The organism is Asanoa ferruginea (assembly GCF_003387075.1).
GTDB lineage: Bacteria > Actinomycetota > Actinomycetes > Mycobacteriales > Micromonosporaceae > Asanoa > Asanoa ferruginea.
Genome location: NZ_QUMQ01000001.1, coordinates 7774308 through 7796421 on the forward strand (window position 1 = coordinate 7774308; position 22114 = coordinate 7796421).

A 22114-nucleotide genomic window follows, 5' to 3' on the forward strand; every position below is an offset into this window, starting at 1 on the left:
GAATTCGCTCCGCCGGCGAGAGTGAACCGCGCCTTTCAATTCACGTTCACCCGGACCCGACCACCTGCGCAACCCGACCGAGGGAGCCACGATGGCCGACGATTCCGCGCGAATGATCACTGCCACCTTGGCCCGGTCCCCCATCTTCAGGGGCCTGCCACCGGAGTCTCTCGCAGAGCTGACCTCGCAGGCCACCCCGTTTACGGTGCCCGTCGGCTCGATCCTCTGGGAGCAGGGCGACGACCCGCTCGACCTGGTGGTCATCCAGAGCGGGCTGTTGTGCGAGTTCCAGCCGAGCCGTTCCGGGCGCCGTTCGGTGCTTCACCTCAAAGGCCCACCACATGTTGTGGGTGACATCGCCGTATTCGACCGCCGGCCGCATCTGGCATCCGTGGAAGCACTCCGGGAAAGCGTCATTCTGGCGATTCCGGCAGAGCCGGTGGTCACCCTCGCGGCGTCGTCCATGTTGCTCACCCACAACGTGGTCCTGCAATTCGCGGCACACGTCCGCACCCTCGCCGAGCAACGCGCCGACCTGATGATTCTCGACCTGGCCCGCCGGGTGGCGAAGGCGCTGCTGCGGATGGCCCGGCCGAGCGACCCGATGACCGTCGACATCGGCGTCACGGTCCTGGCCAACCTGGCCGGCGGCGCCCGCCAGTCGGTCAGCGCGGTGCTGTCCCGCCTCGAACGCCGCGGCTGGCTGGTCCTCGAGCCCGGCCGCATCCTGCTCGTCGACGTCCCGGCCCTCAATCGCTACGCCGGTGTGGCGCAGGCTGTGCGCGAGCCGTTACCGTCAGCGCGGTGCAGCCGAGAAGACTGAGCTACGCCGACGCCGTGCGCCTCCTGGCCGGCCGCGACAGCGAGGTGGTCGAGTGGCTCGGCCGGGCGGCCGGCGTGCCCGCCGCGGCGGCGACCATCGCCAGCCTCGGCACGGTCGACTTCTTCGCCCTGCGCGGCGAGTTGGTCGAGTGGGGACACGCCGCGGTGTCGGGGGTTCGCCGACGGCTGACCGGCGAGCGGCGGTTCGACCGCACCGAGCGGCTGGTCGCTGCGCACACCGTGCTGGTCGTGACCGCCTTCTTCGAGGCCCTCGACGAGGCCTACTCCGTCGATCTGCTGGCGAGCGAGCAGGTCACGCTGGTGACCGGCGAGTGGCCGGGTAGCAGCCACGCGCAGCTCGTCCGGGCGTTGTTCGAGGCCGAGGTGCCGATCCCGGCCCCGCACCGCCCATTCGAGGCCGTGCTCACGGACCTGGCTGACCACTACGCCGACGTGGCCACGCATCTGAGTCGCTTTCTCAAGGAACTGTCGATCACAGCGCCCACGCGCAGGCAACTGTTCGCGGTCATCGACCCTGCTGTCGAGAGGTATGCCGAACATTTCCGCGCGCTGGCCGCCGAGGTGCCCGAGTTCGGCGTCTGGGCGTTCATGGCCGACTCGCAGGCAACGCGCGACGCCATGCGGCATCTCCTCGACCGCACCAGCGGCGGCGCGACGATCGATCAGATCCGCACCGGCCTGGTGGCGCGCTACCGCGCGGCCGTCGAGCGCCCATTGATCGGCACGTCGACACGGTCGACGCAGGTCGTCCTGCCGACGCTGGAGCGCGCCTACATCCATCCGCAGGGGCAGATCGCCTCCGCCGGGCCGAGCGACTCGGTTGCGACCGATGCCTGGTGGAAGGATCAGGCGCAGGTGGACGACCTGTTCGAAGCCGTCGTCGCGCACCTCTCGGGTCCGGTCGCTACCGTGGCACCAATGGTGGTGCTCGGACAGCCGGGCTCGGGAAAATCGGTGCTCACCCGGGTGCTGGCAGCGGGCCTGCCCGCCGTCGACTTCCTGCCGATCCGGGTCGAACTCCGCGCCGTCCCCGGTGACGCTCCGGTTCAGACCCAGATCGAGCGCGGCATACAGCAGCTGCTGGGCGAGCATCTGGGCTGGCCAGAACTGGCGCGTCGGGCGGGTGAGGCACTGCCGGTCGTGTTCCTGGACGGCTTTGACGAACTTCTCCAGGCGACCGGGATGAACCGCGCGGACTACCTCGAAGAAGTAGAGGAGTTCCAGCGCCGGGAAGCCGAGCTGGGTCGACCGGTCGCCGTCGTGGTCACGACCAGAACCGTTGTTGCCGACCGGGCTCGGCTACCGGCCGGCACGGTTGTCGTCCGGATCGCGCCCTTCTCCGACGCACAGGTCGGCGACTGGCTCGACGTCTGGAACGAGGCCAACGGCGACCAGTTGGCGCGACGCGGCTTCCACCCGCTGCCGGCCAGGGCGGCGCTCGCCCAAGGTGAGCTTGCCCGCCAACCCCTGCTCCTCCTGCTGCTCGCCCTGTATGACGCCGAGGACAACGCACTCCAGCGTTCGCGCAACGCGTCGTTCGACCGCGTTGAACTCTATGAGCGGCTTTTCGCCGGCTTCGTCGACCGCGAGGTCGCGAAGTTGGGTGGCCAGCTGAGCCCTGAGCACCGGGCACGCGCCGTCGACGCGGAGTGGCGGAGGCTGTGTGCCGTCGCGTTGGCCATGCTCAATCGTGGCGCCGAGGTGATCACCGATGCCGAGCTCGATGGCGACATGGGCTTCCTGCTGACCCCGGCCGACCTGATCGAACCGACCGCCGCGCCCGGCGGCGGGCGGGCGCTGACCATCGGGCAGTTGCTGGTCGGCCGCTTCTTCTTCGTGCACGAGTCGCGGGCGCAGCGAGACACCGGGCCGCCGGAGAAGAGCTACGAGTTCCTGCACGCGACGTTCGGAGACTTTCTCGCCGCCCGCCTCATCGTCGACGCGCTCGTCGAGTTGGCCGCCGAACGTGTCCACCAGCGCAACCGCCGCCAGCCGTCGCTGGACGCCGGATACCTCTACGCGGCGACCTCGTTCGCCGTCGTCGCCCGCCGGGGCCCGCTCCTCGACTTCGTCCGCGGCCTGCTCGCTCGCCTCGCGCCGACGACCCGCGACGAGTGCCGGGCGCTGGCGTTGGAGTTGCTGCCGGACGCGGGCTACCCACACCCCACCTGGTCCCTGCCGGGATACGAGCCGGTGCGCCGCACCATGGCCGCACGCCACGCCGCCTTCTCCGCCAACCTGGCCATCTTCATCGTGGCCCTGTCGGACGGGCCGGTTGACGTCGCCGAGATGGTTGACGACCCGGTCTACGTGACGTGGCGGCAGATCGCCCTGCTGTGGAAGAGCCAGCTACCTCCGGAAGACGGCAAACGGCTCTGGCAGGCATTTCGGGTCGCCTGGGTGTTCGTGCCCGAAGGGCCGCCGGTCCTCGAAATCCGTCCTGAGGACGGCAGTCCGGTGTCGCTGTGGGCAGCCATTCCATGGCCTCCCGACGCCGAACCCAAGCAGTTCCTCCCGACCCTGACACTCGACCTCAACGCCGAGCCGGAGAGCGACCTCGGGCGTTCGTTGCGGCAATCGGGGTTCATGCAGACCCCGGTCGACAACCGGGAGCTGCTCTACGCTCTCGTTCCATACTGGCGAGCGTTCCCCAATGACGAGGCCGAGCCCATCCTGCGGCTGCCATACACGAATGCCTTCATCCTCTTCGAGTTGATGTTCAAGGACACGACGCCAGCCAACGTCGATGACCGCGAATCCCTCTACCGCGTCGCCCTTCAGGGCAAACCCGGTCCCATCCGAAGGCTGGTCCGGGCGAGGCTGTTCGCTGAAGGCAACCGGTTTCCGCAGGGCCTTGTCGATCGGCTCGTGTCGGGCGACTACTCGGACTGACGCGCCGCGTGCCGGCGGGCGTAGCGGACCTGCCAGAGCGCGGCGGCCACGAGGATGAGCGCCAGCCAGCGCGCCTGCAACGGCCCGGCGAAGACGCCCAGCAGGATCGGCACCAGGGTGGCCGGGAGTGCGCGCCACAGCAGCCATCCGCGCGGTGCGCCGGTCACGAAGCCGACGATCGTCGTGGTCAGGAAATAGAGGGCCAGCCCACCGCACAGCACCCAGCGCGAGGCGAACTCCAGCGGCCCCGCCGGATCCTCGGCCAGCATGCCCAGGCCGGCCGCCACCGCGGTGATGCCCAGCGTCATCGTGAAGTGCGCCGGCAGCGCCAGCCACGCCTCGATCCGGTGTTCGCTGTAGCGGGGCACCGCCATCGCGCCGTATTCGAGGGTCAGCCACCACAGGCAGATGAGCAGGCCGAACCCGGCGATCGCGGCGACGAACAGCGAGCGGTGCCACTCGGCGTCGGATGCGGCCATCACGACCTGGGCGACCGCCTCGCCGAGCACGATGATGACGAACAGGCCCAGCCGCTCGCCGAAGTGGGCCGGGTCAAGCTGTGCCGGGCGCAGCTGCCGTGACGCGCCGCGCGTCGAGGTCGAGCGGCGCATCCGGTCGATGAGTTGCGGGCCGCGGCTACCCTGGAACGCCGAGACCGCGATGTCGAGCACCACGCCCGCGGTCCAGAGCCAGTAGCGGGCCGGCGGCTGCACCCAGATCGAGACCACCCACGGCACGAAGCCGGCGCCGGCCTGGGCCGCCGGCCAGGAGAACAGGAGCTGGCCCGTGCGGCGCCACGAGATGATGCCGAGCCAGCGGCAGCAGACGTAGGCGACGGCGAACGCCTCGCCGCGGTCGCCGGCCGCCTGCGGGATCGCGGCGGCCATCACCGCGATGCCGAACATCGCCACCAACATCGCTCGGGTACGGGTGCGCGTCGCGGCGACGTTGGCGTACAACGTGAAGCTCGTCCACACGCTCCACACCGCGTAGAAGAGCACCACGAACAGGCCCACGTCGCGCAGGCCCGGCGAGCCTTCGAGTTGGTGCGCCAACTGGGCGACCGCCACGACCACGACGAGGTCGAAGAACAGCTCCAGCCAGGACGCGTGCCGTTCGGCCGCGGGAGACGGCGCCTCCGTCATCAGGGCAGGATCGCGTCGACGTAGCCGCCGTCGACGCGCAGTGCGCCGCCGGTGGTCGCCGAGGCCTGCACCGAACTCAGATACACCACCATGTTGGCGATCTCCTCCGGCTCGATCAGGCGCTGCAGCAACGACTGCGGTCGATGATCGCGCATGAAGCGCCGCTGCGCCTCATCCCACGGGAGGTCGCCGGGCACCAACTGGCGGACGAACGTCTCGACGCCGCCGGTGTGTGTCGGGCCGGCGATCACGGTGTTGACGGTGACGCCGGTGCCGGCCGCCGCCTTCGCGAAGCCGCGCGAGACGCCCAGCACGGCGGTCTTGGTCATCCCGTAGTGGATCATCTCGGCCGGGATCACCACCGCCGAGTCGCTGGCGATGAACTGCACCCGGCCCCAGCCGCGCGACATCATGCCGGGCAGGTAGTGCCGGGTCAGCCGGATACCGGCGAGGACGTTGGTCTCGAAGTAGCGCCGCCACTCCTCGTCGGGGATCTCCAGCGCGGGCTGTGCGGCGTACACCCCGAGGTTGTTGATCAAAATGTCGGTCTCGGGCTCTTGATCGAGCAGCGGTCCGGGGTCGGCGGCGAGATCGACCGCGACCGGCCTGACCTGCGCTCCGGTGGCCCGCAGCGTGTCGGCGGCGGCGTTGACCCGGCCCTCGTCGCGCCCGGTCAGCACCACCCGCGCACCGGAGCCGGCGAGCCCGGCGGCGATCGCCAGGCCGATCCCCGACGACGAGCCGGTAACGACGGCCGTCTTTCCCGAGAGGTCGATCCGCATGTGATCACGCTACCGCTGTTCACCCGATCCACGATTGGCGGTCACCGCAGGTGGGTAGCGTCGGTCCATGGGCGCGGAAACGAGCAACGGCGGCACCCCGAACCTGCTCAAACGGTACGATGGCTACCGCGTGCTCGATGACGACGACGATGACCCCGTCCTGCTCAAAGAAGACGGCGAGGTCGTCGACACCTGGCGCGAGAATTACCCCTACGAAGAGCGGATGGACCGCGCCGACTACGAGCGCGAGAAGCGGCTGCTCCAGATCGAGTTGCTCAAGCTGCAAAACTGGATCAAGGCCAACGACCAGCGGCTGGTGATCCTCTTCGAGGGGCGCGACGCGGCCGGCAAGGGCGGCACGATCAAGCGCTTCATGGAGCACCTCAACCCGCGCGGCGCGACCGTGGTGGCGCTGGAGAAGCCCAGCGAGCGGGAGATGGCGCAGTGGTATTTCCAGCGCTACATCGCCCACCTGCCCGCGGCCCGGGAGATCGTGCTGTTCGACCGGTCCTGGTATAACCGGGCCGGCGTCGAGCGGGTGATGGGCTACTGCACCCGCGGCGAATACCTCGAGTTCATGCGGGAGACGCCCGAGCTCGAGCGGATGCTGGTGCGGTCAGGGATAAACCTGATCAAGTTCTGGTTCTCGGTGACCCGGCACGAGCAGCGCACCCGGTTCCTGATCCGCCAGGTCGACCCGGTGCGCCAGTGGAAGTTGTCACCCACCGACCTCGCCTCGCTCGACAAGTGGGACGACTACACCGAGGCGAAGGAGGCGATGTTCTTCTACACGCACACCGCCGACGCGCCCTGGACCATGATCAAGAGCAACGACAAGAAGCGGGCCCGGCTGGCCGCCATGCGGCACGTGCTGACCCGGTTCCCCTACGACAACAAAGACGAGGAAGTCGTCGGCAAGCCCGACCCGCTGATCGTCGGGCCGGCGAGCGAGCTGTTCGAAGACGGCGAGCAGCACGGTCGCGCGTTCACCGCTTTCTAGGTTTCTTCAGCTTGCTGTCGTCGCGCAACTCCAGATACGGCTCCTCGTCCTCCGGGTGGCCGGCGGCGATCGCCCGGCTGCGCTGGAGTTCCGCGTCGAACTCGGCGCCGAGCAGGATGGCCATGTTGGACAGTTGCAGCCACACCAGGAAGATGATGATGCCGGCCACGGTGCCGTAGGTCTTGTTGTAGGAGTTGAAGTAGGTCAGGTAGAGCCCGAACAGGCCGGACAGGACGATCCAGAGCAGCACCGCCAGCAGGCCGCCGGGCGTGACCCAGCGGAAGCGGCCGTGCCGGGCGTTGGGCGCCGCCCAGTAGAGGATCGAGAACATCAGGCTGACCAGCACCACCAGCACCGGCCACTTGGCGATGTTCCAGGCGGTCACGGCGGCCGAGCCGAGCCCGATCGCGTCGCCGATCGACTCGGCGAACCGGCCGGTGAAGACCACGATCAGGGCGCAGGCGATCAGGATCAGCCCGACGCCAGCGGTGATCGCGACCCGGGTCGACAGCGTCTTCCACATCGGCCGGCCCTCGGGCACGTCGAAGATGTCGTTGGACGCGCGCATGAACGCGGACACATAGCCCGACGCCGACCAGAACGCGACCAGCACACCGATGACGGCGCCGGCGCTGGCCAACGACGAGTTGCCGGCGACCTGGCTGATCGCGTTGTTGACGAAGTCGGCGAGCGCACCCGGCAGCGTGCTGCTCAGGTTGCGCTGCACGGCCGCAACGGTGTCGTCGCCGAGCAGGCCGAGGATCGACACGACGACCAGCAGCCCGGGAAAGATCGACAGGATGCCGTAGTAGGTCAGCGCCGCCGCCCAGTCGCCGGCCGAGTCAGCGGAGAACTCCCTGACCGCGCGCTTGGCACTGGCCAGCCACGAGCCGGCGGGCAGCTTGGTTGGACTGTCCGGTGCGTCGTCGCCCATGGGCACCCATGATGCGTCCCTCAGACGGGACAAACGGGGATCGCCGTGCGTACGGCGCGGCGCGTACCCTCTCGCCATGGTCGATGCCCGCCATCCGGAGGTCCTCGTCGATCTCGACCGGCCGCCACCGCAGCGGCCGACCCCCGACCCGGGCGCCCGCCTGCGCGTCGGTTGGGAGCGGGCCCGGGCGGCCCGGGTGCCGATCGGCGCGGTGGTGCTGGCCGCGCTGGTCGGTGCACTGGCCGGCGGCTTCGCGGTGCACCACTGGCAGCGGCAACAGCAGAAGGCCGAAGCCGCGACCATCGTGTCGATCAGCGCGCAACTGCTCGACTCGTCGGCCGCGGGCGGCAGCAGCGACGGCATCAACGCGTCCCTGGTCGCCAACCTGACGCTGGTCAACCTCGGCCCGCTGCCGATCTGGGTGGAGGCGGTCGAGGCCAAGCGCGACGGCCTGGAGTTCCGCAACACGGCACCGGAGGCGATGCTGCGCCCGGGCTTCCGCACGGTCGCGGTCTGGATCACCTACGCCTGCACGCGCGGCGGCATCTCGACCGACCCGCTCCCGGTGCGGATGCGAATCCGCACGAGCGACGGCGCGATCCGCGACGTCGAGACCACCGTCGAGATCGGCGGCTCCCAGTGGCCCCTGATCATCGGCAACATGTGCCGGACCGAGCAGCAGGGCTAGCCGTGCCAGGAGCGCCAGAGGGAGGCGTAGGCGCCGTCGGCTGCTACTAGTGCGTCGTGGGTGCCCAGCTCGGTGACGCGGCCGTCTTCGAGGACCGCGACGCGGTCGGCGTCGCGGGCCGTGTTGAGGCGGTGGGCGATCGCGATGACCGTGCGGCCGTCGAGCACCGCCGCCAGGGCGCGTTCGGTGCGTCGCGCGGTCGTCGGGTCGAGGGCCGCCGTCGCCTCGTCGAGGATCAGCGTGTGCGGGTCGGCCAGCACGATGCGGGCCAGCGCGAGCTGTTGCGCGTCGGCCGGGCCTAGTTGGTGTGCGCCCTCGCCGAGTTGGGTGTCGAGGCCGTCGGGTAGCCGGGCATACCAGTCGGCGCCGACCGCGAGCAGGGCGCTGAGCATGTCGCCGTCGGTCGCGTCGGGGGCGGCGAACGACAGGTTGTCGCGGAGCGTACCGATGAAGACGTGGTGTTCCTGAGTCACCAGGGCGATCAGCTGCCGCCGCTGCGCCGGGTCGATCTCGGCCACCGGCACGCCGCCCAGCGTGACCGTGCCGCTGTCGGGCGCTTCCGTGCCGGCCAGCAGCCGCGCCAGGGTCGACTTGCCGGCACCGGACGGGCCGACGATCGCCAGCCGCTCCCCCGGGCGCAGCTCGAGGTCGATGCCGTGCAGCACGTCGTGCCCCGGCGCGTAGGCGAACCGGGCGCCGCGCACCTCGATCCGCTCGTCGTCGGGTGCGGGCGCGACGCCGCGCTGCTCGGGAACACCCAGACCGACACCCAACACGCGGGCGTACGAGGCGATGCCCCGCTGTGCCTGCTCGATGAACTGGAGCATCCGGTCGAGCGGGTCGATCGCCTGTTGCAGCAACAGCGCCGCCGCGACCACGTCGCCGATGCTGACCCGGCCGTCGCGGACCAGGGTGCCGCCGGCCAGCAGCAGGAACGCGATCGGCAGCGCGTAGCTGGCCTCGATGACCGGGAAGAAGACCGAGCGCAGCGCCAGCGTCGCCCGCCGGGTGGTCCACAGCCGGGCGACCCGGGTCGTGCCGTTGGCGATCCGGTCGTCGGCCAGCCGCAGGGCCTCGACCGTGCGGGCGCCCTCCGCGGTCGTGGTCAGCGCCTCGGTCAGGTCGGCGCCGGCCACGCCCTCGGCGAGGTAGGCGGGGGTGGCCCGGCGCAGGTACCAGCGGGTGACGGCCAGGATCGTCGGCAACCCCGTCAGGGCGACCAGGCCGAGCACCGGGTCGATCAGGAACACGGCGCCGAAGAGCAGCACGATCTGCACGAACGCGATCATCATGATCGGCACGACATCGCGGACCATCGTGCCGACCGTGGCCACGTCGACGGAACTGCGGTTGGCGAGGTCGCCGGTGCCGGCCCGCTCGACCACCGCGGTGGGCAGGTTGAGGGTGCGGGCGACAAACTGCTCGCGCAGGCGGGCGATGGCCCGCTCCCCCAGCCGGTAGCCGACGAGCTGCCCGTAGCGCAGCAGCGCGCCCTGCACGACGGTGCAGGCGATGATCGCGAGCGCCAGCCGGTCGACGGCGGCGGTGCCCTTGCCGGCGACCACGTCGTCGACGATGACGCCGAGCAGCCGGGGCGCCGCCAGCCCGGCGGCCACCGCGGCGCCCTGGAGCAGCAGCACCAGGAGCACCGAGCGGCGTTCACCGGTGACCAGGTCGCGGGTGGCCCGCCGGGTGGTCGCCCGGTCGGCGACCGGTAGCCCGCTCATCCCGCCACCTCCGCGTCGCTGTCGCGGGCGACCAGTGCCCGGTAGCCGGGCTCGCGGGCGAGCAGGTCGGCGTGGCCGCCGGTGGCGGTGACCCGGCCGCCGGCGAGGAACGCGACCTCGTCGGCCTGGCCGAGCAGCAGGGGCGAGGTGGCCAGCAGCACGGTGGTGCGGCCGGCTCGGGCCGCGCGCAGCCGCGCGGCGATGCGGGCCTCGGTGTGCGCGTCGACGGCCGAGGTCGGGTCGATGAGGATCAGCACCTCGGCGTCGGCGAGCACCGCGCGGGCCAGCCGCACCCGTTGCCGCTGGCCCCCGGAGAGGGTGCGGCCCTGGGTGTCGACCTCGGTGTCGAGGCCGTCCGGCAGCGAGTCGACGACATCTTCGGCGGCGGCCGCATGCACGCCGGTCTCGACCCGGGCCGCGCCGGTCCCGGCCAGCGCCGCGCCGGTTTCGAGCGGAACCGCGCCGGTCTTCGCCGGAGCCGCGCCGGTCGCGAGCGGAACCGCGCCGGTTTCGAGCGGAACCGCGCCGGTCTTCGCCGGAGCCGCGCCGGTCGCGAGCGGAGCCGCGCCGGTTTCGAGCGGAGCCGCGCCGGTCTTCGCCGGAGCCGCGCCGGTTTCGAGCGGAGCGGCGCCGCGGAGGGTTTCCCGTAGCGGGCCGGCGAACAGGTAGGCGTCGTGGTCGCCGACCACGATCCGGCGGCGGACCTCGGCCAGCGGGACCGACCCGATCGGCACGCCGCCCCAGGTGACGTCGCTGGCGACGAACCGGGCCAGCCGGTCGGCGAGCGCCGCCGCCGTGCCCGGGTGGTCGGCGGCGACAGCGACCAGCCGGCCCGCCGGGACGGTCAGCCCGCTGTGGGGATCGTGCAGGTCGGCCGGGCCGGCCGGCGCGTCGGCGGTCTCGGGACCACCGGCCGGGTCGGGTCGCACCGCGAGCAGCGCGATGATCCGCCGGGCGGCGACCCGGCCACGGATGACGTCGTGCGCGCTGCCGAGCAGAAACCAGCAGGGCACGGCGAGAATCGCGACGTAGCCGTAGACGGCGACCATCTCGCCGACCGAGATCGTGCCGGCGACGGCCAGCCGGGCGGCCAGCCAGACCACCAGCGCGAGGAACAGCCCGGGGATCGCGACACCGAGCGCCTCGATCCAGCTGTGCGGGACGGCGACCCGGTAGCCCTCGGCCCGCAGGTCCTGCGACCGGCGGTCGTAGCGGCGGGCGAACAGGCCCCGGCCACCGACACCCGAGAGCACCCGCAGCCCGGCGACGATGTCGGCCGCGCGGGCCGTGAGCGCGCCCTGCTTGCGGCGGTAGTCGGTCTCGACCGCCTCCAGCCGGCGCAGCAGCGGCGCGACAACGGCGACCACGGCCGGCACGCCGAGCAGCACGGTCACCGCCAGCGTCGGTGCTGCCGACCAGAGCACGACCGCCACCGCGGCGTACGCCACGATCGCGCCCACACCCGGCCCGGTGAAGGTGAGCACCTGCGAGACGTAGCCGATGTCGCGGCCGCTGACGGTGGCGACCTCGCCGGCCGCGATGCGGCGGGTCAGCGAGTTGCCGGTGCGGGCCAGGTGACGCAGCAGCACCTCGGCGGAGCGGGCGGTGGCATCTTCGCGGACGAAGGTCATGGTGCGGTGGCGCTGGATGCCGAGCCAGGACAGGACCAGGCCGGAGAGCACGATCGTGCCGACCCAGAACAGCAACGCTCGGTGGTCGCCGGTGCGCAGGCCGTCGTCGACCGCCCGGGAGATCAGCCAGGGCCGGACGGCGAGGCCGACCATCCACGCGGTGCCGACCACGGCACCGCGCAGCACCCGCCAGGGTTGGCGGCGCACCAGCCACCACATGTAGCGGAACGGTCCCCGTGTGTCCGGCACCCCGGGATCGGCATGGGGGATCTGCGGGGGCACGGGTTCAACCTACCGTCAGCCGATGTTTCCCCTCACGGAGTTTTCTGCCAGGATCATATCCACGCATTGAAGTATTTCTTCATTTGAGTGGAGGTCCGTGTATGAAGCACCGGTGGTGGCGCCTGCTCGGCGCCGCGTGTGTCGCTTTCCTCCTGTTGCCGTCGGCACCCGCACTGGCGGCGCCCACGTTCAAGGTGCCGTTCCCCTGCGGGCAGGCGTGGTCGGGGCAGACCCGCAGCGACCATAGCCCGGCCAACGCGGTCGACTTCAACCGCACCAACGACGACGGCGACCCGGTCGTCGCCAGCGCACCCGGCACCGTCGACGTGGTCACCAATCTGGGTGACACGAGCTACGGCCGCTACGTGCGGATCAACCACGGCGGCGGTTACACCACCTACTACGCGCACCTGAGCGGGTTCAACGTGTCGGTCGGGCAGTCGGTCGGCTACGGCTCGGTGATCGGCTACGTCGGCACGACCGGCAACTCGACCGGCCCGCACCTGCACTACGAGCAGCGCCTCAACGGCTCCGCGGTGCAGGCCCGGTTCAACGGCACGCTGGCCCTCTACTGGGGCACGAAGACCTACACGTCGGACAACGCCTGCTCCGGCGGCACCACCGGCCACGGCACGGTCAACACGGCCGGCACGGCGCTCACGGTCCGCTCGGGCCCGGGCACGTCCTACTCGTCGGTCGGCACGGTCGCCGACGGCGCCGGCGTGACCATCCAGTGCCAGACCAACGGCACCTCGGTCACCGGCACCTACGGCACGAGCACCATCTGGGACCGGATCGGCTCGGGCCGGTTCATCTCGGACGCCTACGTCTACACGGGCTACGACGGCTTCATCCCCGGCGTGCCCCGCTGCTGATTTCCCGCCAGGCGGAGGGGACACCTGTCCCCTCCGCCTGAAGGTAACGGCGGGATAACCGCTGTTTCCCCGCTTGCGCCCGCGCCTACCGTCGGTAGTGGACACGGGGAGGCCACGATGGACGGTTGGGTGTTGGCGCTGGCAGTGCTCGCCGTGGTGGTCGGCGGGACGGTCGTCGTGATCGGCCGGCGGCGGGCCGCCGCGCGGACGGCGGCGGACCCGCGGAGCGCCGCCCGCGCCGCCATCCGCGGCATGGCTCACGAACAGCGCAAAACCGCGAAAGGCACAATGCGCGGCAAGGGTACGGGCCCCGGCGGCGCGGACACATCATGGAGTTGGGGCACGGGCAGCAGCTGCGGTGGCGGCCTCCCCTGACCGCGGGTCAGCCGAACAGCTCCCGCAGCACCTTGATGGTGCGGATCGTGTCTTCCGGGCCGCCGCCGTCGTGGTTGTTGAAGGGCCACACGGTGATGTCCTTCGGGCCGGCCCAGACGTTGTGCGCGGCGTACACAGTCGATGGTGGGCAGATCGGGTCCATCAGCCCCACCGAGAACGAGCCGCGGCAGGTCGCCCGGGACGCGAACGACGTGCCGTCGAAGTAGGCGAGCGTGGCGAACGCCTGGTCGGCCTTCGTCCGGTGGGTCGAGCACCAGCGGACGATCTCCTGGTAGGGATCCGCGTCGGTGATCGTCGTCGCCCGCCGGAAGGCCGACAGGAACGGCACGTGCGGGATCGCCGCCGCGATGTCGTGGCGTAGGCCGCCGACCGCGACCGACAGCGCGCCGCCCTGGCTGCGGCCGGTGACCGCGATCCGGGTCGGGTCGACGTCCGGGTGGGCCCGGGCCGCGTCGACCGCGCGGTAGGCGTCGACGTAGAGCCGGCGGTAGTAGTAGTCGTGCGGGTCGAGGATGCCGCGGGTGACGAAGCCGGGCGCCTGCGGGCCGGACGGGGCCGGGTCGGGCGTGTCGCCGGTCCGCCAGGTGCTGCCCTGCCCGCGGGTGTCCATCACGAAGTGCGCATACCCGGCACTGGCGTACGGCAGCCAGTCGAGCGGGATGCCCCGGCCGCCGCCGTACCCGATGTATTCGACGATCGTGGGAAGCGGACCCGAGCGGTCGGCGGGCAGGATCAGCCAGCCCCTGATCGGGTCGCCGCCGTAGCCGGCGAACGTCACGTCGAAGGTGTCGACCGTGCGCAGCAGCGAGTCGTAGGGCGTGAACTCGGCCGCGACCGGCACTCCGCCCGCCTCGTCGAGCGTGCGTCGCCAGAACTCGTCGAAGTCAGCCGGCTCGGGCTCCGCGTAGCGGTAGGCGGTGAGTTGGTCGAGGGGCAGGTCGACTTCCACAAAAAACTCCTAGCGACGGCGACGTGGTTGGACAGCCACGCCGCCGATGCTACGACGTGCTCATTGGGTGGCTAGATCGAACTGCTCCCAGGGGCCGATCGCGGTGCGGTTGGCGATGAGCGCGGCCGCGCCGCCGTTGTCGGCGCAGACGTAGCGGCCGTTGACCGTCGCCTGGAGGCTCACCGTGCCGTTGGCGTTGCGGATCAGCCGGAACGTCTCCCAACCACCGGCCGTCGCCCGGTTGGCGATCAGCGGGTTGGCGCCGGCGTTCTCCGCGCAGACGAAACGCCCGTTGACCCGGGCCCGCAACGCGACGTTGCCGCCGCTGAGCGTGACCAGCTCGAACTGCTCCCACGCGCCCATCGAGGTGCCGCGGGCGACCAGCGGCGCGGCGCCGGCGTCGACGGCCTGCACCCAGAGGTTGTTGGCCCGCGACCGGAAGCCGTAGATTGCGACCGGCGGGTTGGTCGGGCCGCCCGCGACCGGCTGGGTGGGCCGGGTCGCCGTCAGCGCGAGTTGGCCCTTGAGCATCCGGCCACCGTCGGCGGTGATCCGCAGGTAGTAGTCCGACGAGCAGAACGTGCCGTCTTCGTCCAGCGCGCGGATGTTGGCGCCGGCCGGCGTCATCGCCTGGGTCTCCGAGGTCTTGGCGATCTGGTTGCCCTCGTTGTATTCGTCGAACATCGAGACGTAGAGCCCGGCCGCACCGACCCGGACCATGTTGTAGATGTGTCGCCAGTAGAAGTCGCCGTGCCGCCGGACCCCCGACGACAGGTCGCCCGGCATCACGCACGGCTGGTAGTCGATGCCGTTCGCGTTGCAGTCGGCCTGGTCCGGCACGTTGACGTTGGCGTAGAACGAGTCGAGCCCGGCCAGGTCACCGGTGCGCCCGACCATCCACGGCGAGATCATGTTGAACGCGTGGTAGACGCCCGAGAAGCCGGCCCGCGAGTCGTTGATCCCCTGCCGCCAGTAGGTCGGCACTCCCCCGATCACGTAGCAGCCCTGCGCCTTGAACCAGTTGATCACGTCGAGGCACGGCCCCGGCGCGAACGGGCGGCCCGAGTCGTTGAACCCGAACCCCCAGATGCACACCACCGGCTTGCCGTTCTGCCGGGCGTAGGCCGGCGACGCGACGTGCGCCGACATCTTCGACGTCCAGTCGGTCTTGATCTCCGACTGCATGTTCGTCCAGCTCGTGACGTCATACATGATGTAGAACTTGCGGCCGTAGCGCTCGGCCGCCGCCCGCACCTTCTGGGCCATCACGTCGCGCGTCGGGCCCTCGCCGGAGACCGGGTTGAACCGCTGTAGCGCGGCGGTGTCGCAGCCGTACTGCTGCATCCAGCGGAAGTGCGTGTCGACGGTCTGATCGTCGTACGACGAGAACAGCTGCGCCGGCTGCCCATTGCCCAGATTCGGGTAGGCGGTGGTGTAACCGCGGTTGTATTCGCGCATGTCGGGCCAGGACACGATCGTCGTGTTCGACGGCGACGGCGGCTGGAACCGGTCCCGGCTCCAGTGCCACCAGCCGCCGATCGGGGCGCCGTCGCCCGGGCAGGCGAACCAGCCCTGATAGCCAACACTGATCTTGCCGACGACATCGCCGGGCGGGCTGACCGCGGCAGCGGCCGCGGCCGTGGAAGGAGCGGTGGCGAGCGCGGCGGCCGTGGCACCGGCGCCCGCGAGCACGGATCGGCGTGAGATACCCATCGGGTCTTTCTCCCTTCGGGCCACCGCCGAATGGCCGCATTGTGTCTGGTTTGTTAACTGACCGGACCCCACGCTAACGGCGAGAGGTCCGATCAGTCAACGTCCATCAATGTCTGATCACGCGGCGGGCACCGTCCACTTCTGGTTGGCCGCGCCGGTGCACGACCAGATCTGGGTCGGCGTGCCGTTGGCGGAGTTGTTGTCGACGACGTCGAGACACTTGCTCGCGCTGACGCTGGTGAGGTCGCGGGCCGCGGTCGCCGTCCAGCGCTGGTTGGCCGAGCCCGAGCAGGTCCAGATCTGCACCCGGGCCCCGTTGGCGGTCGAGTTGTCGCGCACGTCGAGGCACTTGCCCAGCGCCCGCACGGTGCCGTCGGTGCCCAGCGTCCACTGCTGCGCGGCGGTGCCGTTGCAGTCGTAGATCTGCACCGCCGTGCCGTCGGCGCTGTTGGCACCGGCGACGTCGAGGCACTTCCCGGCGAGCCCGGTGATCGGCCCGGTCCGCCCGGTCGGCGGCGGGTCGGTCGGCCCGCTGCCCGGGGTGCCGGCCCAGGTGAACGTCGCCGTCGTACGCGCCGGCATCGTGTAGGTGAACGACTGCCCGCCCCAGACGACCCTGATCGACTGGCTGCTCGTACCCCCGTTGTGGGCGATCAAGGCTTTTGACCCGTCGCTGTTGCGCCAGGCGACGTTCTGCACGGTGCCGTTGGCGGTCGAGTCGATCCGCTGCGCGCCCGGCCGGACGAACTTGGTGAGGTGCCCGGTCGTGTAGTACTCGATGGTGTAGTCGACCTGGCCGGCCCGCGCGCCGCCCTCCTGCACAGTGATCAGGCCGGTGCAGGTGCCGCAGCCGCCGTTGTGCGGGCCCATGAACTGGTTGACCGCGAGGCTCCACTTGACGACGGACTCGCTCCAGTTGCGGGTGTAGTTGATGATGTCGCTCATGTCGTCGTTGTGCTGGTTGCCCACCCAGGTGCCGCCGGAGTGCTCGGTGGAGAACATGTGCACCGCTGGGTACTGGCTGTGCACCTGCGAGCCGACCGACGGGCTGCCGTTGTAGCCGTGCCAGGCGATCCCGCCGAAGAGCGGGTCGTTGCGCAGCGTCGCGTCGGAGACGATCCCGGCGCCGATCTGGCCCCAGTCGCCGTAATTCCAGTCGTGCACCAACACCTTGGTCGACAGCCCCGCGGCCCGGAACGCCGGGATCACGTGGTTCTTGGTCAGTTCGAGCAGGCCCGACGAGTTCCAGCTCATGCCCGGGTAGGTCATCGCGGGCGGGTTGCCGGCCTGGCAGCAGTTGGGCTCGTTCTGCACCGAGATGTAGTTCACCGGGATGCCCGCGGCCTGGTAGGACTGCACGTATTTGACCAGGTACTGGGCATACATCGGGTAGTACTCGGCCTTGAGCCAGCCCATCTGGTCCATCCGGCGGTTGTCCTTCATCCAGCCCGGCGCGCTCCACGGCACACCCTTGACCCGCAGGGCGGGGTTGAGTTGCTTGGCCTGTTGGGTCAGCAGCCGCACGTTCGTGTCGTACCCGTTGGCGCCGAAGTCATTGAGGTTGCAACAGGTGTCGTCGAGCGAGACGTTGCCCGGTCGCGACAGGTCCGACGCCCCGATCGGGTTGCGCACAAAGGACAGACCGATGCCGTTGGTCGGGCTGAAGAGCTTGCTCATCACAGCGTCGCGGGTGGCCGCGCTGACCGCTCCCCCGCGCAGCAGGTAGGCGGTGGTGTCGGTGATCGACGCGCCGGCGCCCTCGAAGGTCTGGTAGCGGGTGTTCTCGTTGACGGTGATGGTGTGCGTGGCGCCGGGGCTGCTCGCCGCGAACGCCGTGGCGGCCTGCTGCTGGAGCCCGCGGGTGACGGTGCGCCCACCGCCGTCGGAGGTGGTGGTGAGCCAGACATTGACCGGTTCATTCGCGGCGTACGCCGGTTGCGCCAACGCGAAGGCGGTGGCCGCGGCCGCGACGCCCAGCGCGACGATGCCGGCGATCCTTGCTCGTGACATGCGCGTCCTTCCACTTGGAGACATCAGGATTGCGCTGCCCTCGCCGACAGGGTGCCTAATAGGAAACACCCTTAACAGATTGATGTCAATGTACGTCTGCCCCTGCCACACGCACCCGGCGTAGCGTCGGCCTTTGGAACTGTTCACGGGGGGAAGGACAGCGCCATGGCTACAAGGTCCAGAAGCTTCTGGACAAAATTCGGAGTGGGCGTGGCCGGTGCGGCACTTGTGATCACGGGTGCCACGGCGGCCACGACGGCGAGCGCGAACGACGCGAAGGCCGCACCACCGGCCAGCGTCACCGTGCAGACCCGCAACGGCCCCAACGGGCCGTATCTCACCGATCAGCAGGGCAACACGCTCTACCTGTTCGTCGCCGACAAGACCAACCAGTCGACCTGCAACGACGCGTGCGCGGCCCAGTGGCCGCCACTCACCACCGGCGGTGCCGTGGTGGCCGGCAGCGGCGTCGACGCGGCCAAGCTCGCGACGTCGAACCGGCAGGACAACACGAAGCAGGCGACGTACAACAACCATCCGCTCTACAAGTTCATCGCAGACACGGCGCCAGGCCAGACCAACGGCCAGGGCGTCAACGCCTTCGGCGCCCTGTGGTGGACCGTCAACCCAGCCGGCAACGCCATCACCGCCAAGGGCGGCGCACCGGCCCCGAGCGGAGGCGTCACCTACTGACGCGAACGGCTGAACCCCGGTGGGCCTAGCTCATCGGGGTTGGGCCGCGCTAATCACGACGGCGCGAGAGCGGGTTGCGGCGACCGAGGCCGGCGTAAACCGTCCAGATCTGGAGTTGCTGGATGAGGTCCTCGTTGACAGGGACTCCGTCGAGGTCCGAAGTGGCAAGAGCGGCATCACGCCAGCGGTAGGCCCGGGCGATGTGGTCATCGACCATGACACGGCCGTCTTCGGGCAGCAGCAAGAGAAGTTCCAACTTGCGTTCGTAGGCATCGGCCCACCCGAAGTCGCGCCCCGCGCGAGGATCCGCATCGTTGCCGGTCCGAACCCGATTTCGGGTCTCGTCGATAGCTCGATTCAGGGCGACCAGAAACCGGGCCAAGGCCTGCCTGCGATCGATCATCAGACGTTGTTCGTTGCGCTCCACCCGCTCGGTGCGCGCCTGCCGGGAAGTCCACACCTGACTAGTGACGACGCCGAGTAGAGCGGAGACAGCGGGCACGATGAGCGCTGCGAGGTCGGGCATAGCTCCAGGTTCATTGATGGCCGCAACTTTCGACATTGGCTATGGCCGCACGGCGCGGCGGCCGCCGAGCGTGCTCTCCCGGGTGACCAGCCGGAACGGTGGCTGGATGTCGTAGGGCGGCTGCACCGGCTTGCCCTCGATGCGGGCTACCAGCGCCTGCACTGCCAACCGCCCGATGTGTTCCTTGTCCGGCGAGATCGTGGTCAGCGTGGGGTTGCTGAAGCGGCCTTCCTCGATGTCGTCGATGCCGATCACCGCGATGTCGTCCGGGATCCGCATTCCCGCCTCCGCCACCGCCCGCATGGCGCCGATCGCCACCAGGTCGTTGTAGGCGAACACCGCGTCCGGTGGCTGCCGCCGCGCCAGTAGGTCGCGCATTGCCATCAGGCCGTCGGCTCGCCCGAACGCCATTGTCGGCGCGGCCAGCGCCGCGTCAAAAGGCAACCCCGCACCCGCCAGTGCCTCGCGATAGCCCCGCAACCGCAAATGGGCCGACTGCCGATGGTCGCCGGCCTGGGCGCCGATGAAGGCGATCCGATAGCGGTCCAGCGACACCAGATGTTGCACCGCCACATGGCTGGCCGCGATGTTGTCGATGGCGATGTGGTCGTGTGGCACGTCGTAGACGCCCTCGCCGATCAGGACCATCGGGGTGGCCGGGTCGCGGGCCAGGACCTCCTCGCGGGTGACCGCGACCGGGCTGAAGATCAGGCCGTCGACGACCTGGCGGCGGGAGTTGTCGATCACCATCAGCTCGCGCTCGCGTTCTCCGGCCGTGTCCTCCATGACCAGCGTGTAGCCCAAGCCGGCCGCCTCCCGGATCGCGGCGCCGGCCAACTCGGCGAAGTACGGGTTGTTCAGCTCGGGAATGGCCAGGGCGACGATGCCGGTGCGGCCGCTGCGCAGGTGGCGGGCGCTGAGATTGGGCGCGTAGCCCAGCTCGTCGATCGCGTCCTGCACCCGTTGCCGGGTCTCCTCGCCCACCGGGCGGTAGCCGTTGACTACATTGGACACGGTCGACAGCGAGACGCCGGCCCGTGCGGCGATCTCCTTGAGGCTCACGACCACCTGCGCACTCCCTTGGCGAAACTCATCGCAGCCGCCGGATCCGGCTGAGGTAGCTCTGGGTCACGACGACCACGACCAGGAACGCGCCGCTGACCACCGACTGGATCGACGAGGTCAGGTTGCCGATCTGGTTGATCACGTTCTGGATGACGCCGAGCAGGAGCACGCCGCACAGCGTGCCACTGATCGTGCCCGCGCCGCCGACCAGCAGGGTGCCGCCGATGACCACCGCGGCGATCGCGTCCAGCTCCATGCCGACGCCGAGGATGGTCACGCCGGAGCCGAGCCTGGCCGCGTTCAGACAACCGGCTAGGCCGGCCAGCAGGCCGCTCAGCAGGTAGGACAGCGTTTTGACCCGGGCCACCGGCAGGCCCATCAGCGACGCGGCGTCCTCGCTGCCGCCGACGGCGTACACCGCCTGCCCATAGCCCGTGCGTTGCAGCAACAGGCCGCCGAGGGCACACAGCGCCACCGCGATCCACACCGGATAGCCCAGGCCCCACAACGTGCCCCGACCCAGATCAAGAAAAACAGCGTCACGGGGTACGAGGTAGGTGGTTGCCCCCTCGGAAGTGATTGCCAGCAACAGGCCCCGCGCGCCGAGCAGACTGGCCAGCGTCACGATGAACGGCGCCAGGCCGGTGCGGGCGATGATCAAGCCGTTGAGCAGGCCGATCCCGCCGCAGACGAGCAACGGCGCGACCAGCGCGGCCACCATGCCCCACTGGCTGGCCCACGCCGCGAGCACGCCGCCGAGCGCGAACACCGAGCCGACCGACAGGTCGATGCCGCCGCCGATGATCACGAAGGTCATCCCGAGCGCGACGATCACCAGGAACGACGACTGGATCGCGATGCCGGCCAGGTTGTCGAACGACGCGAAAGCATCGAAGGTCAGGGAAGAAACCAGCAGAGCCAGCAGGAGTACGGCGAGCGCGCCGTGCCGCTGTGCCAGCGCGGCCAGCCGTTCGCTGGTCGCGACCCGGGCGACCGGAACCTGTTGCGACTGCTCCGCCACCGCCGTCATGTCGTCCTCCGCTGCCGGGCCACGTAGACCGCGACCAGGATGATCGCCGCCTGCACCAGTTGGGCCGTCGAGTCCGGCAGGTCGTGTTTGATCAGCGTGGCCCGCAGGAGCTGCATCAGCAAGGCCCCGGCGACCGTGCCGAGCACCCGGATCCGGCCGCCGGTCAGCGGGGTGCCGCCGACCACCACCGCGGTGATCGCCGACAGCTCCATCAGGTTGCCGATCGCCGACGGGTCGCTCGCGGTCAGCCGGGCCGTGGCCAGCACGCCGGCCAGCGCGGCGAAGACTCCACACAGGACGTAGGTAACAATGAGTACCCGGCGCACCGGCAGGCCGGCGAGCTGGGCCGCCGCCCGGTTGCCGCCGACCGCGACGAGCTGCCGCCCGTAGGTGGTGCGGTGCACGACCGCGCCGACCACCAGGGCGAGCAGGATCGCGATCCAGACCACCACCGGCAGCCCGGCCACCTGGTCGCGGCCGAGCGCCAGCAGGTCGGGGTTGCGGATCTGCTTGAGCTGGCCGTCGGCGAGCACCAGGGCGATGCCCCGGCCGGCGACCAGCAGCGCCAGCGTCGCCACGATCGGCTGGAGGTTGACGACCGCGACCAGCGTGCCGTTGAGTGCGCCGGCGGCGGCGCCGGCCAGCAGGGCCATCGCGATCGCCACCCACATGCCGGAGCCGAGGTAGAGCGGGATGACCGCGGCGGCCAGCGCCATCACCGAGCCGACCGACAGGTCGATGCCCTCGCTGCCGATCACCAGCGCCATGCCCAGCGCGACGATCACGACCGGGGCCACCTGCACGAGTTGGGTGCGCAGGTTGGCCAGGTCGAGGAAGTTGTCGGTGAAGAGCGCGTTGAACAGCAGGAGTACGAGGACGGCGGCGTACACACCGAAGTCCTGCACGTAGCGGGTCCGGGTCGGTGCGGTCATG

At 70.3% G+C, this 22114-nt stretch carries 19 protein-coding genes; 7 read left to right on the forward strand and 12 right to left on the reverse strand.

The window, feature by feature from the left end; all coding sequences use genetic code 11:
- The first annotated feature begins 91 nt into the window (after positions 1–91).
- On the forward strand, positions 92–823 hold the full coding sequence (locus DFJ67_RS36315; protein WP_116073362.1) for a Crp/Fnr family transcriptional regulator: 732 nt from the start codon (positions 92–94) through the stop codon (positions 821–823).
- On the forward strand, positions 805–3735 hold the full coding sequence (locus tag DFJ67_RS36320; protein ID WP_147315752.1) for an NACHT domain-containing protein: 2931 nt from the start codon (positions 805–807) through the stop codon (positions 3733–3735). Before DFJ67_RS36315 ends, DFJ67_RS36320 begins: the two co-directional genes overlap by 19 nt.
- Here the strand turns inward: DFJ67_RS36320 and DFJ67_RS36325 are convergent.
- Both DFJ67_RS36325 and DFJ67_RS36330 read right to left on the reverse strand, forming a co-directional pair.
- Positions 3723–4880: a low temperature requirement protein A gene (locus DFJ67_RS36325; RefSeq protein ID WP_116073366.1), complete on the reverse strand. Its 1158-nt coding sequence runs from the start codon at positions 4878–4880 to the stop codon at positions 3723–3725. The two genes, DFJ67_RS36320 and DFJ67_RS36325, sit on opposite strands and share 13 nt — an antisense overlap.
- The gene (locus DFJ67_RS36330; protein WP_116073368.1) at positions 4880–5662 is read right to left on the reverse strand and encodes an SDR family NAD(P)-dependent oxidoreductase; all 783 of its coding nucleotides are present in this window, start codon (positions 5660–5662) and stop codon (positions 4880–4882) included. Before DFJ67_RS36330 ends, DFJ67_RS36325 begins: the two co-directional genes overlap by 1 nt.
- 67 nt (positions 5663–5729) lie before the next feature.
- On the opposite strand from DFJ67_RS36330, the gene ppk2 reads away from it, so the two are divergent.
- Complete coding sequence (ppk2, locus tag DFJ67_RS36335) at positions 5730–6662, forward strand: polyphosphate kinase 2 (protein WP_116073370.1); 933 nt, start codon at positions 5730–5732, stop codon at positions 6660–6662.
- Here ppk2 and DFJ67_RS36340 read toward each other — a convergent pair.
- Entirely contained in the window at positions 6649–7596 is a 948-nt protein-coding gene (locus DFJ67_RS36340) for a YihY/virulence factor BrkB family protein (protein WP_239097595.1), read from the reverse strand. The two genes, ppk2 and DFJ67_RS36340, sit on opposite strands and share 14 nt — an antisense overlap.
- Positions 7597–7672: 76 nt before the next feature.
- On the opposite strand from DFJ67_RS36340, the gene DFJ67_RS36345 reads away from it, so the two are divergent.
- Positions 7673–8284 carry a hypothetical protein gene (locus DFJ67_RS36345; protein ID WP_116073374.1) on the forward strand — a complete coding sequence of 204 codons (612 nt, stop codon included), beginning with the start codon at positions 7673–7675 and terminating at the stop codon, positions 8282–8284.
- On the opposite strand, the gene DFJ67_RS36350 is transcribed toward DFJ67_RS36345, so the two are convergent.
- Positions 8281–10011 (reverse strand): ABC transporter ATP-binding protein, encoded by a 1731-nt coding sequence (locus DFJ67_RS36350; protein ID WP_116073376.1) that lies wholly within the window; start codon positions 10009–10011, stop codon positions 8281–8283. The genes DFJ67_RS36345 and DFJ67_RS36350 overlap by 4 nt on opposite strands.
- The gene (locus DFJ67_RS36355; RefSeq protein ID WP_244940451.1) at positions 10008–11924 is read right to left on the reverse strand and encodes an ABC transporter transmembrane domain-containing protein; all 1917 of its coding nucleotides are present in this window, start codon (positions 11922–11924) and stop codon (positions 10008–10010) included. Before DFJ67_RS36355 ends, DFJ67_RS36350 begins: the two co-directional genes overlap by 4 nt.
- Positions 11925–12025: 101 nt before the next feature.
- Here DFJ67_RS36355 and DFJ67_RS36360 point away from each other — a divergent pair, with 101 nt between their 5' ends.
- Complete coding sequence (locus DFJ67_RS36360) at positions 12026–12799, forward strand: M23 family metallopeptidase (protein ID WP_116073380.1); 774 nt, start codon at positions 12026–12028, stop codon at positions 12797–12799.
- 117 nt (positions 12800–12916) lie between these two features.
- The gene (locus DFJ67_RS36365) at positions 12917–13174 is read left to right on the forward strand and encodes a hypothetical protein (protein WP_116073382.1); all 258 of its coding nucleotides are present in this window, start codon (positions 12917–12919) and stop codon (positions 13172–13174) included.
- A 7-nt stretch (positions 13175–13181) separates the two neighbouring features.
- On the opposite strand, the gene DFJ67_RS36370 is transcribed toward DFJ67_RS36365, so the two are convergent.
- From DFJ67_RS36370 to DFJ67_RS36380, 3 genes are all read right to left on the reverse strand, one after another.
- Complete coding sequence (locus DFJ67_RS36370; protein WP_116073384.1) at positions 13182–14144, reverse strand: acetylxylan esterase; 963 nt, start codon at positions 14142–14144, stop codon at positions 13182–13184.
- 60 nt (positions 14145–14204) lie between these two features.
- Positions 14205–15857 carry a lectin gene (locus DFJ67_RS36375; RefSeq protein ID WP_116073386.1) on the reverse strand — a complete coding sequence of 551 codons (1653 nt, stop codon included), beginning with the start codon at positions 15855–15857 and terminating at the stop codon, positions 14205–14207.
- A 117-nt stretch (positions 15858–15974) separates the two neighbouring features.
- Positions 15975–17867 (reverse strand): lectin, encoded by a 1893-nt coding sequence (locus DFJ67_RS36380; protein ID WP_116073388.1) that lies wholly within the window; start codon positions 17865–17867, stop codon positions 15975–15977.
- 165 nt (positions 17868–18032) lie between these two features.
- On the opposite strand from DFJ67_RS36380, the gene DFJ67_RS36385 reads away from it, so the two are divergent.
- A complete protein-coding gene (locus tag DFJ67_RS36385; RefSeq protein ID WP_116073390.1) occupies positions 18033–18560 on the forward strand; it encodes a COG4315 family predicted lipoprotein in 528 nt (175 codons plus the stop codon).
- 49 nt (positions 18561–18609) lie between these two features.
- Here DFJ67_RS36385 and DFJ67_RS36390 read toward each other — a convergent pair whose 3' ends face one another.
- The 4 genes from DFJ67_RS36390 to DFJ67_RS36405 are packed head-to-tail and all read right to left on the reverse strand — an operon-like array spanning position 18610 to position 22113.
- A complete protein-coding gene (locus tag DFJ67_RS36390; RefSeq protein ID WP_116073392.1) occupies positions 18610–19086 on the reverse strand; it encodes a hypothetical protein in 477 nt (158 codons plus the stop codon).
- 39 nt (positions 19087–19125) lie between these two features.
- Complete coding sequence (locus DFJ67_RS36395; protein WP_116073394.1) at positions 19126–20154, reverse strand: LacI family DNA-binding transcriptional regulator; 1029 nt, start codon at positions 20152–20154, stop codon at positions 19126–19128.
- A gap of 22 nt (positions 20155–20176) precedes the next feature.
- Positions 20177–21181, reverse strand: a complete 1005-nt coding sequence (locus DFJ67_RS36400; protein ID WP_116073396.1) for an ABC transporter permease — start codon at positions 21179–21181, stop codon at positions 20177–20179.
- Positions 21178–22113, reverse strand: coding sequence for an ABC transporter permease (locus tag DFJ67_RS36405; RefSeq protein ID WP_116077071.1), 936 nt, complete (start codon positions 22111–22113; stop codon positions 21178–21180). The genes DFJ67_RS36400 and DFJ67_RS36405 overlap by 4 nt, the downstream gene beginning before the upstream one ends.
- Position 22114 lies beyond the last annotated feature (1 nt).